Origin of the sequence: Enterobacter sp. RHBSTW-00593 (genome assembly GCF_013784105.1) — a bacterium.
In the GTDB taxonomy this organism is placed as follows: domain Bacteria; phylum Pseudomonadota; class Gammaproteobacteria; order Enterobacterales; family Enterobacteriaceae; genus Enterobacter; species Enterobacter ludwigii.
This window is the reverse complement of record NZ_CP056393.1, coordinates 4,367,271-4,385,750: the sequence shown is the minus strand read 5'-3', so window position 1 is coordinate 4,385,750 and position 18,480 is coordinate 4,367,271. Positions and strand designations below refer to the sequence as shown.

Here is an 18,480-nt window from a genome sequence, read left to right as displayed (position 1 = left end):
TCGCCTCGTTACTCGATGACGACCAGCGGCTCGTCAAATTCAACCGGCTGACCACTTTCGACCAGAATCGCTTTCACAGTGCCTGATTTGTCTGCTTCGATCTGGTTCATCATTTTCATCGCTTCAACGATGCACAGGGTATCGCCTGCGTTGACTTTCTGACCCACTTCGATGAACGCTTTCGCATCCGGGCTCGGGGTGCGGTAGAAAGTACCAACCATTGGGGAACGTACGATGTGACCACTGATTTCTGCTGCAGCGGCAGGTGCGGCTTCAGCTGCTGGTGCAACGGCTGCGGAAAGCGCAGGCTGCTGCACTGGCGCAGCATAAGCCTGCTGCATTACCGGGAAGCTAGCGGCTGGGGCTGCACGGCTGATGCGTACAGACTCTTCGCCTTCAGAAATTTCCAGTTCGGAGATGCCTGATTCTTCAACCAGCTCGATCAGTTTTTTAATCTTACGAATATCCATGAGTGGGTTCCGTACTCTTGTTTAGTGTGATTGTGACAAGCGTTTTACCGCTGTCTGTAAAGCGTATGAATAGCCGTCAGCGCCCAGTCCGCAAATAACGCCAGCGGCGATATCTGATAGATAGGAATGGTGGCGGAACGGCTCTCGGGCGTGCACGTTGCTCAGGTGGATCTCGATAAACGGGATACTCACTGCGAGCAGTGCGTCGCGAATAGCAACACTGGTGTGCGTAAACGCGGCCGGATTGATCAGGATATAGTCCACAGTGTCTTTAGCCTGATGAATACGGTCGATGATTGCGTACTCCGCGTTCGACTGAAAATGATCCAAATCCACATTCAGCGACGTTGCTTCCGTGCTCAGACGGTTAACAATTTCACTCAATGTTAGCGAGCCGTACTTCTCGGGCTCGCGGGTGCCGAGCATGTTCAGGTTCGGTCCGTTTAAAACTAAGATATGGAACTTATCAGCCATTGTGCCGCTATCTCCTGCGATTCTCCGGTAAAAAACAAAATATACCTTCGAAGCACGATTGTCACCTTTTCAGAGGCCTAAAACCGCTGTCGGGTAAACCAAAGTCGCACATTATAACGATTTCGTAGCATTTGGCAGCTAAATACTGGTCTTATCAGGGAAGATTATCAACCGCTATCCGAAAAAGATTCGCGGTTGACAGGGATTCTGCGGGAAAATGCACAGTTTCGCGAATTATCGCAACCACTGACGGAACTTCTTGTAACGCCATGCTAAAAGCGCCACAGCCAGCAGCGCGTAGAGTATGGGCTGCGGGGAGAGGATCTTCACCGACCACAGATAATGGATGGGTGCGAGGATCGCGACAAGATAGACGAAGTTGTGCAGCAGTTGCCAGCGCCTGCCCAATGTACGTTGTGCATATTGCGTTGATGTCAGTGCTAATGCCAGTAACACCAGCCAGCTCACGATACCTAACGTCAGGTACGGACGGGTGACCAGTTCGCGGCCAAGCAGTGCCAGGTTGTTAATGCCCAATTCCAGCAAGGCGTAGCTGGTCAAATGGAGCGTCGCCCAGGCAAAACACCATAGTCCCAAAAGCCGGCGGGTGCGTATCAATAATGGCTGTTTAGCGTAGCGCGCTAACGGTGACACCAGCAAGGTCGCCAGTAAAAATTTCAGAGCCATCCGACCGGTAAAGTGCTGGATATCCTTTGCCGGATCAGCGCTAAAAAGCCCCTGGCTGGCGGCCCAGAATAACCAGATAAAAGGAAGCAACCCGGCTAAGTGCAACAGCACTTTCAGCCAGGTTATCTGTTTTGCCGTTAAACGCACTCAGAAGTTCTCCCGTAAATTAAGGCCACGGTAAAGCGACGCCACTTCATCAGCGTAGCCGTTAAACAACAGCGTTGGCTGACGCTTCACATCCAGCGCGCCGCCGGAACCGATAAATCGCTCGGTGGCCTGCGACCAGCGGGGATGATCGACGTGCGGGTTCACATTGGCAAAAAAGCCATATTCGTCGGGCGCCGCCAGGTTCCAGGTCGTGGGAGGACGTTCGCGGGTGAGCTTAATGCTGACGATAGATTTAATCCCTTTAAAACCGTACTTCCACGGCACCGTTAAGCGAACAGGCGCGCCGTTCTGCGGCGGGAGTGCTTTGCCGTAAACACCGACGGTCAGCAGCGTAAGAGGATGCATCGCTTCGTCGAGCCGTAACCCTTCGACATACGGATACGCAAGCCCACCGCCGATAAACCGATCTTTCTGGCCCGGCATCTCGTCCGGGGCGTAGCGCGTCTGGAAAGAGACATATTTTGCGTTGCTGGTGGGTTCAACCATCGCCAGCAGTTTATGCAGCGGGAAGCCTACCCAGGGCACGACCATCGACCAGGCTTCCACGCAGCGCATGCGGTAGATACGCTCTTCCAGTGGAAAACGGGTGGTGAGATCGTGATGGTCCAGCGTCAGCGGTTTTGCCACTTCACCGTCGATTTTCAGCGTCCACGGATCGGTTTTCATACTCCCCGCGTTGGCCGCAGGATCGGCCTTATCGAGACCAAATTCGTAGAAATTGTTATAGCCGGTCACTTTGTCTTCCGGCGTGAGCGTCAGTGTGTTTTGCCACTGCGCGGGCTTCGTAAAGGTGAGTGGGGCGCCAGAAGGGGCTTTCGGGCGATCGTTACCTTTAAACCAGTCGAGCAGGTCGGCATGAGCCGCAGGGGAAAGCGTCAGTGCGGTGGCGCTGATGCCAAGCATTTTCAGGATCTGGCGGCGCTGTAACATAAAGACAGATTCCGACGTTACGTCGGCTTCCGTCAGTTTTCGGGTTTTCATGGCATCCTCCGTCATGCGTTTTTCTAAGCATGACGGAGGAGAGGGATTAGCGCGAATATGTCACGAAAATTTGAAGATTAGGCAATTTTCACCAGCGCGCGGCCGTGGAACTGGTTGTCCATGATCTTGCTGGCATATTCAGGCGCCTGGCTAAGCGTGATTTCGGTTGCGCTCTGAGTAAAGAACGTGTCCGGCAAATCGCGCTGCAGACGTTCCCAGGCTGCAATGCGGCGCGCCGCCGGGGTCATTACGGAATCAACACCCTGCAGGCGAACGTTACGCAGAATAAAGGGCATCACGGTGGTGGGCAGGGCAAAACCGCCCGCCAGACCACAGGCTGCCACGCAGCCGCCGTAGTTCATCTGCGCCAGCACTTTTGCCAGCACTTTGTCACCGACGGTATCTACCGCACCTGCCCAGAGCTGTTTTTCCAGTGGACGGGTTTCGGCAAACTCGTCGCGGCTCAGGATGCGATTAGCGCCGAGCTGACGCAGGTACGCGTGGGTGCTCTCGCGCCCGGAAACTGCCGCAACCTGGTAACCCAGTTTGTGCAGTAATGTCACCGCCGTGCTGCCCACACCACCGCTGGCACCGGTCACGACAATCTCACCCGATTCAGGGCGAATACCGGCATCTTCCAGCGCCATCACGCACAGCATGGCGGTAAAGCCTGCGGTACCGATGATCATCGCTTTACGACCATCCAGGCCTTGTGGCATCGGCACCAGCCAGTCGCCTTTCACGCGCGCCTGTGTCGCCAGCCCACCCCAGTGATTTTCACCCACGCCCCAGCCCGTGAGCAGCACCTGCTGGCCGGCATGGAAGCGCGGATCTTCGCTCGCATGAACCCGGCCCGCAAAATCGATACCTGGCACCATAGGGAAATTTCGGATGATTTTACCCTTCCCGGTAATAGCCAGCGCATCTTTATAATTTAAACTGGACCAGTCGATGTCGACGGTTACTTCGCCTGCCGGCAGTCGGCTCTCTTCAACGGCCTGCACCGAGGCAAGCGTTTTGCCGTCCTGCTGTTCTAAGATCAAAGCCTGCATACAGGGTCCTCACGACTCAGATGATTGGAAAATAGCTCCTGAAGACTATACTCCCTCAGGGAAAAGCAATGCCGATTTAACGCAATAAATTGCCAGATACGCCAGGTTTGATAGTATGCCGCATTTGAAATGCAAGTTAGCGCTTACTCGCTACCCCCTCAACCCACGGAGTTATCTCAAGGATGCGATTAACGACGAAGTTCTCGGCTTTTATCACCTTACTGACGGGGCTAACCATTTTTGTCACGCTCCTTGGCTGTTCTCTGAGCTTTTATAACGCCATTCAGGACAAGCTGGTTAATCGGGTGCAGTCTGTCGCGTCGGTGATTGATAATCGTCTCCTCACCACCCCGCTGCCGGCGCTGTCCCGCGAGCTGGATGAGTTGATGGTGCCTGTCGATATTGTCCAAATCGACATTCTGCAGGGAAAGCATAATGTTTTAAGCCATGCCCGGCAGGACAGCTATCGGCCTGCGGGCGTGGTAAGCCAGTACCGGGAAGTGACGGTGCATTCCCTTAAAAACCCGGGCATGACCATAAACATGGTCTACCTCGATCCGATGGCCAGCTACTTCCGCTCGATGATGACCACCGCGCCGCTCACCGTCGCCGTCGCGTTTATTGTCCTGCTGATTTTTCTCGCGGTTCGCTGGCTGCGCCGTCAGCTCTCTGGTCAGGAACTGCTGGAGATGCGTTCCGTGCGTATACTGAATGGTGAACGCGGCCCGCAGGTGCGTGGCTCGATCCATGAATGGCCTGCGCGTGCCAGCAGTGCGCTGGATACGCTGCTCTCAGAAATTCAGTTCGCCAGCGACCAGCGCAGCCGTATGGACACGCTGATCCGCTCTTACGCTGCGCAGGATAATAAAACCGGGCTGAACAACCGTCTTTTCTTTGATAATCAACTGGCCACGTTGCTGGACGATCCGGAAAAAGTCGGGACGCACGGTGTTGTCATGATGATTCGCCTGCCCGATTTCGATCTGCTGCGCGACACCTGGGGACAGCGCGTGGCGGAAGAGAATCTCTTTACGCTGATCAACCTGCTCTCCACCTTTATTATGCGTTATCCGGGTGCGCTACTGGCCCGTTATCACCGCAGCGACTTTGCCGTGCTGCTGCCTCACCGTACGCTGAAAGAGTCAGAAAGCATCGCCAGCCAGCTGCTGAAAGCGGTGGATGCGCTGCCGCAGAGCAAAATGCTCGACAGGGATGATATGGTTCATATGGGCATCTGTGCCTGGCGCGGCGGCCAGTCGACGGAACAGGTGATGGAACATGCTGAAGCGGCAACCCGCAACGCCGTGTTGCAGGGCGCTAACGGCTGGGCAGTATACGACGATTCGTTACCGGAAAAAGGGCGCGGCAATGTGCGCTGGAGAACGTTAATAGAGCAAATGCTCAGCCGCGGCGGGCCGCGCATTTATCAAAAACCGGCGGTGATGAAAAACGGGAACGTTCATCACCGTGAGCTGATGTGCCGTATTTTTGACGGTACGGAAGAGGTCATCTCCGCGGAATATTTGCCGATGGTGCTGCAGTTTGGGCTTTCTGAAGAGTATGACCGCCAGCAGATCACCCGACTCATGCCGTTTTTATCCTTTTGGCCCGAAGAAAACCTGGCGCTACAGGTTACCGTGGAGTCGTTAATTCGCCCGCGTTTTCAGCGCTGGTTGCGTGATACATTAATGCAATGCGAAAAATCGCAACGCAAACACATTATTTTTGAACTTGCTGAGGCGGATGTGGGTCAACACATCAGCCGGTTACGTCCGGTAGTACGGTTGATTAATGCGCTAGGTGCCCGTGTCGCGGTCACGCAGGCGGGTTTAACGCTGGTCAGTACTAACTGGATTAAGGAACTGGATGTGGAGTTATTAAAGCTGCATCCGGGGCTGGTAAGGAACATTGAAAAGCGCACGGAAAACCAGCTGCTGGTACAGAGTCTGGTAGAAGCGTGCAAGGGAACGCGAACACAAGTCTTTGCCACGGGCGTGCGCTCCAGAAGCGAATGGCAGATGTTGACAGAGCGCGGTGTGACGGGCGGTCAGGGGGATTTTTTTGCCTCCTCTCAGCCGCTTGACACCAATGTGAAAAAATATTTGCAAAGATACTCTGTTTGACCTGCCGTTTAATCCGTTTTCACGTAGAATATCGCGCCTGTAGCTTTGAGTATGACGAGCAAAAAGCCAGTGAACGACCTTTAGCGGGTTACAAATGTCAGTGAGGGACGCTACTGTGTACTCAGCCCTGAGGGAATCAGGGAAAGATTTGTAACATCAGGATACGTACTGCACAAATTTTCACCGCTGCAGATGATTTTTGCGCCTTGTCGCTGCTGCGTGTGGTTGGTAAAGTAAGCGGATTTTGTTTTCCGCCCCAGCTTTCAGGATTATCCCTTAGTATGTTGAAAAAATTTCGTGGCATGTTTTCCAATGACCTGTCCATTGACCTGGGTACCGCGAATACCCTTATTTACGTTAAAGGACAAGGCATCGTATTGAATGAGCCTTCCGTTGTGGCCATTCGTCAGGATCGTGCCGGCTCGCCGAAAAGCGTAGCCGCTGTGGGTCATGACGCGAAGCAGATGCTGGGACGTACCCCTGGCAACATCGCCGCAATCCGCCCAATGAAAGACGGTGTTATCGCTGACTTCTTCGTGACTGAAAAAATGCTTCAGCACTTCATCAAGCAGGTTCACAGCAACAGCTTCATGCGCCCAAGCCCGCGTGTTCTGGTGTGTGTGCCGGTTGGCGCCACCCAGGTTGAACGTCGCGCAATCCGTGAATCAGCCCAGGGTGCAGGCGCGCGTGAAGTGTTCCTGATTGAAGAGCCAATGGCGGCGGCAATCGGTGCGGGTCTGCCTGTTTCTGAAGCGACCGGTTCTATGGTGGTGGATATCGGTGGTGGTACCACTGAAGTGGCCGTTATCTCCCTGAACGGCGTGGTGTACTCCTCTTCCGTGCGTATCGGTGGCGATCGTTTCGACGAAGCCATCATTAATTATGTGCGTCGTAACTACGGTTCCCTGATCGGCGAAGCGACCGCTGAGCGTATCAAGCATGAAATCGGTTCCGCTTACCCGGGCGATGAAGTGCGTGAAATCGAAGTTCGCGGCCGTAACCTGGCTGAAGGTGTTCCACGCGGCTTTACCCTGAACTCCAACGAAATTCTGGAAGCGCTGCAGGAACCTCTGACCGGTATCGTGAGCGCAGTGATGGTTGCCCTGGAACAGTGCCCACCAGAACTGGCGTCTGACATCTCCGAGCGCGGTATGGTTCTGACCGGTGGTGGTGCGCTGCTGCGTAACCTCGACCGCCTGTTAATGGAAGAGACAGGTATTCCTGTCGTAGTTGCAGAAGATCCACTGACTTGCGTCGCCCGTGGTGGTGGCAAGGCGCTGGAAATGATCGACATGCACGGCGGCGACTTGTTCAGCGAAGAGTAGTCATTGTGAAAGGGTAGCGTATCGCTACCCTTTCTCTCTGACACGAGAATACGCATAGCCTATGAAGCCAATTTTTAGCCGTGGCCCATCGCTACAGTTTCGCCTCATTCTGGCGGTCCTGGTTGCGCTTGGGGTCATTATTGCCGATAGCCGCCTCGGTACGTTCAGTCAGATCAGAACGTACATGGATACCGCCGTCAGTCCTTTCTACTTTATTTCAAATGGTCCCCGTGAGTTGCTCGACTCCGTTTCTCAAACGTTGTCTTCACGTGACCAACTCGAACTCGAAAACCGGGCATTACGTCAGGAACTGCTGTTGAAAAACAGCGAGCTACTGATGCTGGGACAATATAAGCAGGAAAACGCGCGTCTGCGTGAGCTGCTTGGCTCGCCGCTGCGTCAGGATGAGCAGAAGATGGTGACGCAGGTGATCTCCACCGTCAACGATCCCTACAGCGATCAGGTTGTGATCGACAAAGGAAGCGTGAACGGTGTGTATGAAGGTCAGCCTGTTATCAGTGATAAAGGCGTTGTAGGCCAGGTTGTTGCTGTGGCCAAACTGACCAGCCGCGTTCTGCTGATCTGCGATGCCACGCATGCGCTGCCGATTCAGGTACTGCGTAATGACATTCGCGTCATCGCGGCCGGTAACGGGTGTACCGACGATCTCCAGCTGGAACATCTGCCGGCTAACACGGACATTCGTGTGGGCGACGTTCTGGTGACGTCGGGTCTGGGTGGACGTTTCCCTGAAGGGTATCCGGTTGCGGTTGTCTCTTCGGTGAAGCTTGATACGCAGCGTGCCTATACCGTGATTCAGGCGCGTCCAACCGCGGGTTTACAGCGTCTTCGCTACCTGCTGCTGCTGTGGGGCGCCGACCGCAATGGTGCTAACCCCATGACGCCTGAAGATGTTCATCGCGTCGCGAATGAACGCCTAATGCAAATGATGCCGCAGGTTCTGCCGGCACCGGATGCCATGGGACCCCCTGCGCCAGTACCGGCCCCTGCTACGGGGCTAACGCAGCCGCTGCCGGATGCACCGCCACCGCCTAAACTCTCCTCGGGAGGGCAGTAGTGGCAAGTTACCGTAGCCAGGGACGCTGGGTTATCTGGCTCTCATTTCTCATTGCGCTGTTACTGCAAATCATGCCCTGGCCGGACGACATTCTCGTTTTCCGGCCAAACTGGGTATTGCTCATTTTGCTCTACTGGATCCTTGCCCTGCCGCACCGCGTAAATGTCGGCACAGGTTTTGTGATGGGTGCCATACTGGATCTCATTAGTGGCTCTACGCTTGGCGTGCGCGCCTTGTCCATGAGTATTATTGCGTACCTCGTCGCACTTAAATTCCAGCTCTTTCGTAACCTCGCGCTCTGGCAACAGGCGCTGGTGGTGATGTTGTTGTCGCTTGCTGCGGATATCGTTGTTTTCTGGGCAGAGTTTTTAGTGATCAACGTCTCTTTCCGACCGGAAGTGTTCTGGAGTAGTGTAGTAAACGGTGTGCTCTGGCCGTGGCTGTTCCTGCTGATGCGTAAGGTTCGCCAGCAGTTTGCTGTGCAATAAAAGGTTTCTATGACGTCTCTATATCTTGCTTCTGGTTCTCCGCGTCGTCAGGAGTTGCTCACTCAGCTGGGCGTCTCCTTTGAACGCATTGTTACGGGCATCGAAGAGAAACGCGCTGAAGGCGAAAGTGCCCAGCAGTACGTTTCTCGACTGGCGCGTGAGAAAGCGCAGGCAGGCGTGGCGCAAACGCCGCGTGACTTGCCGGTGCTGGGGGCAGATACCATCGTTATTCTTAACGGTGAAGTGCTTGAGAAACCGCACGACGCTGAACATGCGGCGCGCATGCTGCGCAAAATGTCCGGACAAACACATCAGGTAATGACCGCCGTCGCGCTGGCGGACAGCCAGCACGTGCTGGATTGCCTTGTGGTGACGGACGTGACATTCAGAGTACTTACCGACGACGAGATCGCCGCTTATATCACCAGCGGTGAACCGATGGATAAGGCAGGTGCATACGGTATTCAGGGGCTGGGTGGCTGTTTTGTCAGGAAGATTAATGGCAGCTATCACGCCGTAGTCGGCTTACCGCTGGTGGAAACGTATGAGTTGCTGAGCAATTTTAACTCACTGCGTGAGGGAAGGGATAATTATGACGGCTGAATTGTTGGTAAACGTAACGCCATCGGAAACCCGTGTGGCCTATATTGATGGTGGCATTCTTCAGGAAATTCATATTGAGCGTGAAGCGCGGCGCGGAATAGTAGGCAATATCTACAAAGGTCGTGTCAGTCGTGTACTACCGGGTATGCAGGCGGCTTTTGTAGATATTGGACTGGATAAGGCGGCATTCTTACATGCCTCCGACATTATGCCGCATACCGAGTGCGTCGCGGGCGAAGAGCAAAAGCAGTTTGCCGTGCGCGATATCTCCGAACTGGTGCGTCAGGGCCAGGATCTGATGGTGCAGGTCGTCAAAGATCCGCTGGGCACGAAAGGCGCCCGTCTGACGACCGACATTACCTTGCCTTCCCGTTATCTGGTCTTTATGCCTGGCGCGTCCCACGTGGGCGTTTCGCAGCGCATTGAGAGCGAAAGCGAGCGCGAGCGTCTTAAAAAAGTGGTCAGCGCTTACTGCGATGAACAGGGCGGGTTTATCATCCGTACCGCCGCAGAAGGGATCAGTGAAGACGATCTGGCGTCTGATGCGGCTTATCTCAAGCGCGTCTGGACCAAAGTCATGGAGCGTAAAAAACGCAACCAGACCCGATACCAGCTTTACGGCGAACTGGCGCTGGCTCAGCGCGTCCTGCGTGATTTTGCTGATGCACAGCTCGACAGAATTCGCGTGGATTCCCGCCTGACCTATGAAGCACTGCTGGAATTTACCGCCGAATACATTCCCGAAATGCCTGGCCTGCTGGAGCATTACACGGGGCGTCAGCCTATCTTCGATCTCTATGACGTCGAAAATGAGATCCAGCGAGCGCTGGAACGCAAGGTTGAACTGAAGTCCGGCGGCTATCTGATCATCGATCAGACCGAAGCGATGACGACGGTGGATATCAACACCGGCGCGTTTGTCGGCCATCGCAACCTGGATGACACCATCTTTAATACCAACATCGAAGCCACGCAGGCCATCGCCCGCCAGCTTCGCCTGCGCAATCTGGGTGGCATTATCATCATCGACTTTATCGATATGAGTAATGAAGACCATCGCCGTCGTGTGCTGCACTCGCTGGAGCAGGCGCTGAGTAAAGATCGCGTGAAAACCAGCATCAACGGCTTCTCACAGCTGGGGCTGGTGGAAATGACGCGTAAGCGTACCCGCGAAAGCGTGGAGCATGTGCTGTGCAATGAATGCCCAACCTGCCACGGACGTGGCACAGTAAAGACGGTTGAGACCGTCTGCTACGAGATCATGCGTGAAATCGTTCGCGTTCATCATGCCTACGACTCCGATCGTTTTCTGGTCTATGCTTCCCCTGCGGTGGCTGAAGCGCTGAAAGGCGAAGAGTCGCACGCGCTGGCGGAAGTGGAAATCTTTGTCGGCAAACAGGTAAAAGTTCAAATCGAACCGCTCTATAACCAGGAGCAGTTTGACGTCGTGATGATGTAAGACGCGGTACGCCGCGTGACCAAAGCTGACAAGGAGAGATGAGTGAGGCGATTGCCGGGGATTTTATTGCTTACAGGGGCAACGCTGGTCGTGATTGTCGCGTTGCTCGTGAGCGGGCTGCGCCTCGTTTTACCGCATCTGGACAGCTGGCGTCCGCAACTGCTGGCAAAAATCGAATCCACCACCGGTGTCCCGGTGGACGTGAGCCAGATAAGCGCCAGCTGGCAGAATTTTGGTCCGACGCTTGATGTCCGGGATATCAATGCCAGCCTGAAAGATGGCGGCTATCTGAAAATCAAACGCGTCACCCTGGCGCTGGATGTCTGGCAAAGCCTGCTCCATTTTCGCTGGCAGTTCCGCGACCTCACCTTTTATCAGCTTCAGTTTCTGACCAATACCCCGCTGTCTGGTGGCGATAGCAATCAGAGCCTTGAAACCAACCGCTTCAGCGATCTCTTCCTGCGTCAGTTCGATCATTTCGATCTGCGCGACAGCGAAGTGAGCTTTATTACCCTCTCCGGGCAGCGCGCTGAACTGGCGATCCCACAGCTGACCTGGCTCAACGGCAAAGAACGCCATCGTGCGGAAGGACAGGTGAATCTCTCCAGCCTGAACGGCCAGCATGGCGTGATGCAGGTTCGTATGGATCTGCGCGACGACGACGGTTTGTTAAATAACGGCAAGGTATGGCTGCAGGCCGACGACGTGGATGTTAAGCCGTGGCTCGGCGACTGGTTACAGCAAAATATGCAGCTGGAAACCGCCCGTTTTAGCCTTGAAGGCTGGATGACCCTGACGAAAGGGGAATTTGCCAGCGGCGATATCTGGCTTAAGCAGGGGGGCGCAAGCTGGAAGGGCGAAAAACAGCAACATCAACTTTCGGTCGATAACCTCACCGCGCACGTAACGAAAGAGAAAGAGGGGTGGCAGTTTGCCATTCCGGACACACGCATCACCATGGATAACAAACCCTGGCCGCGCGGTGCTCTGACGCTGGCCTGGATGCCGGAACAGGATGTCGGTGGGGCGACCAGCAAACGCAGTGACGAGCTGCGTATTCGCGCCAGCAACCTCGATCTGGCCGCAATAGAAGGTCTGCGCTCGATGGCCGCCAAGCTCTCTCCGGACCTGGGGGAGATCTGGCTGGCAACGCAGCCAAGCGGAAAGATAGATTCGCTGGCGCTGGATATCCCGCTTCAGGCCACGGAAAAGACCCGTTTTCAGGCCGCATGGAAAGGTCTGGCCTGGAAGCAGTGGAAGATGTTACCGGGCGCGGAAAACTTCAGCGGTAAGCTGGAAGGGAGCGTTGAGAACGGCAGGCTAACGGTCGATATGCATGACGCCAGTATGCCTTACGAAACGGTCTTCCGTGCGCCGCTGGAAATTGAACAAGGCAATGCGGTACTCAACTGGCTGCGTAACGATAAAGGCTTCCAGCTGGATGGGCGCCATATCGATGTGAAAGCCAAAGCGGTGCATGCGCGTGGCGATTTCCGCTATCTGCAGCCTGAAGGTGAAGAGCCGTGGCTGGGTATTCTGGCCGGGATCAGCACTAACGACGGTTCTCAGGCCTGGCGCTACTTCCCCGAGAACCTGATGGGCAAAGCGCTGGTGGACTATCTGAGCGGCGCGATCCAGGGCGGTCAGGCGGATAATGCCACCCTGGTCTACGGCGGTAATCCGCATCTTTTCCCGTACAAGCACAATGAAGGTCAATTCCAGGTGCTGGTGCCGCTGCACAACGCCACTTTCGCCTTCCAGCCGGGCTGGCCTGCGCTGAAAAATCTCGACATTGAACTTAATTTTATCAATGACGGATTATGGATGAAGGCAGACAACGTGGCGCTGGGCGGCGTAACGGCCAGTAACCTGACGGCAAACATTCCGGATTACTCAAAAGAGAAGCTTTTGATTGATGCCGACATTAACGGCCCCGGGAAAGCGGTCGGCCCCTATTTTGAAGACACGCCGCTGAAAGAGTCACTGGCAGCCACCCTTCAGCAGCTGCAGCTGGATGGCGATGTGAGTGCTTGCTTACATCTTGATATCCCGCTCGACGGTGAAATGACCACCGCCAAAGGCGACGTCCGTCTCAATAACAACAGCCTGTATATTAAGCCGCTTGAAAGCACCCTGAAGAATCTCAGCGGGCAATTTAGCTTTGAGAACGGTAATCTGAAGAGCGAGCCGCTCACGGCCAGCTGGTTTAATCAGCCTGTGAATATTGATTTCTCGACCACCGAGGGCGAGAAAGCTTATCAGGTAGCCGTCAACCTGGACGGCAACTGGCAGCCATCGCGCATGGATGTTCTGCCGAAGCCGATTGAGGAGTCCGTTAACGGTACAGTCTCCTGGAATGGCAAGGTGGCAATTGAACTGCCTTATCACGCCGGTGCGCGCTATAAAGTTGATATCACTGGCGATCTGAAAAACATTCAGAGCCAGTTGCCTGCACCGCTGGATAAATCGTCCGGTCAACCGCTGCCAATAAAGGTTAACGTCGATGGCAATCTTAACAGCTTCGCGCTGACCGGCAGTGCGGGTGAGAAAAACCATTTCAACAGCCGCTGGCTGCTTAACCGTAAGCTCACGCTCGACAGAGCCATCTGGACGACGGACAGCCGCACCACGCCGCCGCTGCCCGATCACACCGGCATTGAGCTTAATCTGCCGCCAATGGACGGGGCCGAGTGGCTGGCCCTGTTCCAGAAGGGCGTGGGCCAAAACGTTGATGAGGCTGCCCAGTTCCCGCAGAGCATTACTGTTCGTACGCCATCGCTGATGCTGGGTGGACAGCAGTGGAATAACCTGAGCATTGTTTCGCAGCCGACGGCGAACGGGTCAAAAGTCGAAGCCCAGGGGCGGGAGATCAATGGCACGTTGACCATGCGCGACAACGCGCCGTGGCAGGCGGCGATTCGCTATCTTTACTACAACCCGGCCACCGCGAGCGGAAAAGATCGTCCGTCAAATACGGCGCCGTTGAATAACCCAACCCGTATCGACTTCAGCGGCTGGCCCGATCTCCAGCTACGCTGTGCTGAGTGCTGGCTTTGGGGTCAAAAGTATGGCCGTATTGACGGCGATTTCGCCATTAAGGGGAATACGCTGAGCCTTGCGGGCGGGCTTATCGACACCGGCTTTGGCCGTCTGAGGGCCGCCGGGGAGTGGGTTAATAACCCGGGCGAGCAGCGAACCTCTTTGAAGGGCGACATCAAGGGCAATAAACTGGATTCCGTGGCTAACTTCTTTGGCATCAGCACGCCGCTGCGGGGGTCATCATTTGACGTGAATTACGATCTCCACTGGCGTGCGGCACCGTGGACGCCGGATGAAGCCTCGCTGAACGGCATTCTGAAAACCCGCTTTGGCAAGGGTGAAATTGCCGATGTGAGTACCGGGCATGCGGGCCAGATACTGCGTCTGTTGAGCTTTGATGCACTGCTGCGTAAGCTGCGTTTCGACTTTAGCGATACCTTCAGCGAAGGTTTCTATTACGACTCCATCCGCAGTACGGCATGGATCAAAGACGGGGTGCTGCATACCGACGATACGCTGGTGGACGGCCTGGAAGCGGATATTGCGATGAAAGGCTCGGTCAACCTCGTGCGCCGCGAACTGGATATGGAAGCGGTGGTGGCACCTGAAATTTCTGCTACCGTCGGCGTCGCGGCGGCTTTTGTGGTGAACCCGATTGTCGGTGCGGCGGTGTTTGCCGCCAGTAAAGTGCTGGGGCCGCTGTGGAGCAAAGTCTCTATTCTGCGCTATCGCATCACCGGGCCGGTGGATAAACCGCAGATTAATGAAGTGTTGCGCCAGCCGCGCAAAGATGCACAGCAATGATTTGACGTGGGCAGGTAATTGCCTCACTCTCAATAAATACGATTTATATACCGCCACGGGCGGCAACGAACGAGTAGCAATACGATGAGTCTGAACCTGGTAAGTGAACATTTGCTCGCAGCGAACGGCCTGAGCCATCAGGACCTGTTCTCCATTCTTGGTCAACTAACCGAACGCCGTCTCGACTACGGCGATCTCTATTTCCAGTCGAGCTATCACGAATCTTGGGTTTTAGAAGACAGCATCATTAAAGATGGCTCTTATAACATTGACCAGGGTGTCGGTGTACGTGCCGTCAGCGGCGAGAAAACCGGTTTTGCTTATGCCGACCAGATTAGCCTGGCCGCACTGGAGCAGAGCGCGCTGGCTGCGCGGACTATCGTGCGCGAAACCGGTGACGGTCGCGTGAAGACGCTGGGCGAAGTGCAGCACTCTGCGCTCTATACCAGTATCGATCCCCTGCAGAGCATGAGCCGTGAAGAGAAACTGGATATCCTGCGTCGCGTGGATAAAGTCGCACGCGCTGCGGATAAACGCGTGCAGGAAGTTTCTGCCAGCCTGAGCGGTGTCTATGAACTGATCCTGGTCGCGGCGACAGACGGCACGCTGGCAGCGGATGTGCGTCCGCTGGTACGTCTTTCTGTCAGCGTGCAGGTTGAAGACGACGGTAAACGTGAGCGCGGTTCAAGCGGTGGCGGCGGTCGTTTTGGTTATGACTGGTTCCTGGGCGATGTTGACGGTGAAGCACGCGCTGACGCGTGGGCAAAAGAAGCCGTGCGCATGGCGCTGGTGAACCTGTCTGCCGTGGCGGCACCCGCCGGTACATTGCCGGTGGTACTTGGCGCAGGCTGGCCTGGCGTGCTGCTGCACGAAGCGGTGGGCCACGGTCTGGAAGGCGATTTTAACCGTCGCGGCACCTCCGTATTCAGCGGCCAGATGGGACAACGCGTCTCATCTGAACTCTGTACCGTGGTTGATGACGGCACGATGCAGGATCGCCGTGGCTCGATTTCAATCGACGATGAAGGTACGCCCGGGCAGTACAACGTGCTGATCGAAAATGGCGTACTGAAAGGCTACATGCAGGACAAACTCAACGCGCGTCTGATGGGCGTTGCGCCAACGGGCAACGGCCGTCGTGAATCCTACGCGCATCTGCCGATGCCGCGTATGACGAACACTTACATGTTGCCGGGTAAATCCACACCGCAGGAGATCATCGAGTCCGTTGATTACGGCATCTTCGCGCCAAACTTTGGTGGCGGTCAGGTAGATATCACCTCCGGTAAGTTCGTCTTCTCCACTTCAGAAGCGTATCTGATTGAGAAAGGCAAAGTGACCAAAGCGGTGAAGGGGGCGACCCTGATTGGCTCCGGTATTGAAGCCATGCAGCAAATCTCCATGGTCGGTAACGATCTGAAGCTGGATAACGGCGTTGGTGTTTGCGGTAAAGAGGGCCAGAGCCTGCCGGTTGGCGTCGGTCAGCCAACGCTGAAAGTGGATAACCTGACGGTGGGCGGCACCGCCTGACCTGAATCAATCTGAAAAAATGGCGCGACTGTAAAAGTCGCGCCATTTTTTTTAACGTGCGTTACCCAGCGGGATCTCCGGGTCGGGCTCGTGCGTGATGCGGTTGCGTAGGTCACGACGAATGATTTCAATCGACCAGAACCAGATCAAATGCCCCACGATCTCTGAGACGTGTTCGTACCAGGGCAGTTCGAACAGCGGGGGTGTCAGCCCCATCAGCGGGAAGGAGATCATGTGAACAAAAAGCTGCGCTAACGCACCCGCCAGTAAACCTTGCCAGAGTTTAATTTTCGGGAAGACTTCAGCAACTACACAATACCCTACAGCAAAGACGATAGAGAAAATAATATGTGTTACGCCGACCGCGTTAAATATATGTCCGGCAAAGGTATAAACCGCGGCGTTAGGGTCAGCAATGCCCAACCAGTCGCGTAAAAATACATAAGGAGGATTTAAAAAATTGCGGGAACAATCAATCTGACCTGCGGCTCTTATTAATTGCTCCGGTCCGCATGCGTTGGTGAATAAATCGGTAGGGCTTCGCGGCGGAAGCGGCACCTCTGCTCCCCATTTTACGAAGGCGGAGACAATCCCTGCAATCAAACCAATGTACGCGGCGAGTCCATAGCGCCTGCGTGAAGGCGGTGTTTGTTCAAATAGATTCATTTCTTTTCCTTGTTTAACGTCATCCTGAGAAATACATTTTATTATTCATATCGGTAACAAATTAATAACAGCCTGACTGTCAGACTGTTTATAAGGTAAGGCGCAGATGGCGGCAGTGTCAATTCGCTATTCCTGGCAGGGGTGAAGGAATATTCCTGAATGACGGTCTGTATCATCCTGGAATATTCATCACAAATATACATTTCGGAAATTAAAGGTTATTCCTTTCGTCTTTCGCGCATTCCCTGAAACAACTCCGCCACGTCCACAAAATACTCGGTCAGATAGTTTATGCACACCTGAACCTTGAGCGGCAGTTTGTCTTTCTCGGTGTACAACGCGTACACCGGACGCGGATCGGACTGATAGCGCGGGAAGAGGATCTCCAGTACACCGCTGTTGATCTCGTTGATCACCCACATTAACGGCACATACGCGATCCCGGCGCCGGCCACCAGCCAGCGCGAGATGGTCATCGGATCGTTGGTGACGAACCGTCCTTCCGGCAGCAGTCTGGTGGAAATCCCTTCCGGGGCAATCAGCTCAAATTCATTGTCGGGGCGAACGCTGTACTCCAGCCAGGAGTGGTTGGTGAGATCGGCGGGTTTCTCCGGCACCCCGTACTGAGCCAGATAGCTTTTCGAGGCGCAGACCACCATTGGCATACTGCCCAGCCGCCGGGAGAAGAGGCTGGAGTCCTGCAATGCCCCCACGCGGATCACCACGTCCAGCCCGTCGGCAATCAGGTCCGGGGCGGGAATGCCCGTGACCAGATTGACGGTTAATCCCGGGTACTCTTTCAGCATGTCAGCGGTCATGGCGGCGAGAACATTTTGTGCCATAGTTGAAGAACAACCGATGCGCAGCGTACCGATAGGCGTGTTGTTGAAGGCGTAAAGTTGTTCGTGCACATCCTGCACTTCGAGCAGCATGCGGCGACAACCCTGATAGTAAATCTTACCCGCTTCCGTCAGACCAATGCTGCGGGTGCTGCGGTTGAGTAGCTTGACCTGCAGCTCATCTTCCAGTTTGGACACGGTCTGGCTGATGGAAGAGACGCTCATCTGAAGCTGACGTGCAGCGGCGGTAAAAGAGCCAAGTTCAACCACTTTGGCAAAGACCGACATCCGTTTTAGACGTTCCATTGTTAACTCTGACTTAAAAGTGATTTAGATCACATATTATAGATAACAGCATAACAGTTACGTTAATATATTATTAATTACATAACGGCTGCGCCATTCTCGCCCGGCGTTTCTTGCTCTCCTGCGGTGGCGTGCGCTAAAAAAGTCTGAAGCCTGCACTCTCTCTAATCAAGGTCAACATGAGTCTGTTTCCCGTTATCGTGGTGTTCGGTTTGTCGTTCCCACCGATATTTTTCGAGCTTCTTTTATCACTGGCGATTTTCTGGCTGGTGCGCAAGGTGCTGGTCCCCACCGGGATCTACGATTTTGTCTGGCATCCTGCATTGTTCAATACCGCGCTGTATTGCTGCCTGTTTTACCTGATATCGCGCATGTTTGTCTGAGGTTG

The 18,480-nt window shown here is 54.8% G+C and carries 16 protein-coding genes; 9 read left to right on the top strand and 7 right to left on the bottom strand.

Going from position 1 to position 18,480, the window contains the following annotated elements; genetic code table 11:
* Positions 1-8: 8 nt before the first annotated feature.
* From accB to acuI, 5 genes are all read right to left on the bottom strand, one after another.
* On the bottom strand, positions 9-470 hold the full coding sequence (gene accB, locus HV242_RS21025; RefSeq protein ID WP_014171866.1) for an acetyl-CoA carboxylase biotin carboxyl carrier protein: 462 nt from the start codon (positions 468-470) through the stop codon (positions 9-11).
* Positions 471-491: 21 nt separating this feature from the next.
* Positions 492-944: a type II 3-dehydroquinate dehydratase gene (gene aroQ, locus HV242_RS21020; RefSeq protein WP_014171865.1), complete on the bottom strand. Its 453-nt coding sequence runs from the start codon at positions 942-944 to the stop codon at positions 492-494.
* A 234-nt stretch (positions 945-1,178) separates the two neighbouring features.
* Positions 1,179-1,778 (bottom strand): protein-methionine-sulfoxide reductase heme-binding subunit MsrQ, encoded by a 600-nt coding sequence (gene msrQ, locus HV242_RS21015; RefSeq protein ID WP_014171864.1) that lies wholly within the window; start codon positions 1,776-1,778, stop codon positions 1,179-1,181.
* Positions 1,779-2,780 carry a protein-methionine-sulfoxide reductase catalytic subunit MsrP gene (gene msrP / locus HV242_RS21010; protein WP_020883504.1) on the bottom strand — a complete coding sequence of 334 codons (1,002 nt, stop codon included), beginning with the start codon at positions 2,778-2,780 and terminating at the stop codon, positions 1,779-1,781. It lies immediately after the preceding gene.
* Positions 2,781-2,857: 77 nt separating this feature from the next.
* Complete coding sequence (acuI, locus tag HV242_RS21005) at positions 2,858-3,832, bottom strand: acrylyl-CoA reductase (NADPH) (RefSeq protein WP_020883505.1); 975 nt, start codon at positions 3,830-3,832, stop codon at positions 2,858-2,860.
* 182 nt (positions 3,833-4,014) lie between these two features.
* Between acuI and csrD the strand changes: the two genes are divergently transcribed.
* The 8 genes from csrD to tldD all read left to right on the top strand — a co-directional run bounded on the left by csrD (position 4,015) and on the right by tldD (position 16,281).
* Positions 4,015-5,955 carry an RNase E specificity factor CsrD gene (gene csrD, locus HV242_RS21000; protein ID WP_014171861.1) on the top strand — a complete coding sequence of 647 codons (1,941 nt, stop codon included), beginning with the start codon at positions 4,015-4,017 and terminating at the stop codon, positions 5,953-5,955.
* Positions 5,956-6,236: 281 nt separating this feature from the next.
* Positions 6,237-7,280, top strand: a complete 1,044-nt coding sequence (gene mreB / locus HV242_RS20995) for a rod shape-determining protein MreB (RefSeq protein WP_000913396.1) — start codon at positions 6,237-6,239, stop codon at positions 7,278-7,280.
* A gap of 61 nt (positions 7,281-7,341) precedes the next feature.
* Positions 7,342-8,358, top strand: coding sequence for a rod shape-determining protein MreC (gene mreC / locus HV242_RS20990; RefSeq protein ID WP_014171860.1), 1,017 nt, complete (start codon positions 7,342-7,344; stop codon positions 8,356-8,358).
* Positions 8,358-8,846, top strand: coding sequence for a rod shape-determining protein MreD (gene mreD, locus HV242_RS20985; RefSeq protein WP_014071997.1), 489 nt, complete (start codon positions 8,358-8,360; stop codon positions 8,844-8,846). The genes mreC and mreD overlap by 1 nt, the downstream gene beginning before the upstream one ends.
* 9 nt (positions 8,847-8,855) lie before the next feature.
* On the top strand, positions 8,856-9,449 hold the full coding sequence (locus HV242_RS20980; protein ID WP_014171859.1) for a Maf family protein: 594 nt from the start codon (positions 8,856-8,858) through the stop codon (positions 9,447-9,449).
* Positions 9,439-10,908 (top strand): ribonuclease G, encoded by a 1,470-nt coding sequence (rng, locus tag HV242_RS20975; RefSeq protein WP_014885432.1) that lies wholly within the window; start codon positions 9,439-9,441, stop codon positions 10,906-10,908. Before HV242_RS20980 ends, rng begins: the two co-directional genes overlap by 11 nt.
* A 42-nt stretch (positions 10,909-10,950) precedes the next feature.
* Entirely contained in the window at positions 10,951-14,751 is a 3,801-nt protein-coding gene (gene yhdP / locus HV242_RS20970; RefSeq protein WP_050737341.1) for an AsmA2 domain-containing protein YhdP, read from the top strand.
* An 84-nt stretch (positions 14,752-14,835) separates the two neighbouring features.
* Positions 14,836-16,281 carry a metalloprotease TldD gene (gene tldD, locus HV242_RS20965; RefSeq protein ID WP_014171856.1) on the top strand — a complete coding sequence of 482 codons (1,446 nt, stop codon included), beginning with the start codon at positions 14,836-14,838 and terminating at the stop codon, positions 16,279-16,281.
* A gap of 51 nt (positions 16,282-16,332) precedes the next feature.
* On the opposite strand, the gene HV242_RS20960 is transcribed toward tldD, so the two are convergent.
* Both HV242_RS20960 and aaeR read right to left on the bottom strand, forming a co-directional pair.
* Positions 16,333-16,947, bottom strand: a complete 615-nt coding sequence (locus tag HV242_RS20960) for a YagU family protein (RefSeq protein WP_063858793.1) — start codon at positions 16,945-16,947, stop codon at positions 16,333-16,335.
* Positions 16,948-17,165: 218 nt separating this feature from the next.
* Complete coding sequence (gene aaeR / locus HV242_RS20955) at positions 17,166-18,092, bottom strand: HTH-type transcriptional activator AaeR (protein ID WP_014171854.1); 927 nt, start codon at positions 18,090-18,092, stop codon at positions 17,166-17,168.
* A gap of 179 nt (positions 18,093-18,271) precedes the next feature.
* On the opposite strand from aaeR, the gene aaeX reads away from it, so the two are divergent.
* Positions 18,272-18,475: a p-hydroxybenzoic acid efflux pump operon protein AaeX gene (gene aaeX / locus HV242_RS20950; RefSeq protein ID WP_003860416.1), complete on the top strand. Its 204-nt coding sequence runs from the start codon at positions 18,272-18,274 to the stop codon at positions 18,473-18,475.
* Positions 18,476-18,480 lie beyond the last annotated feature (5 nt).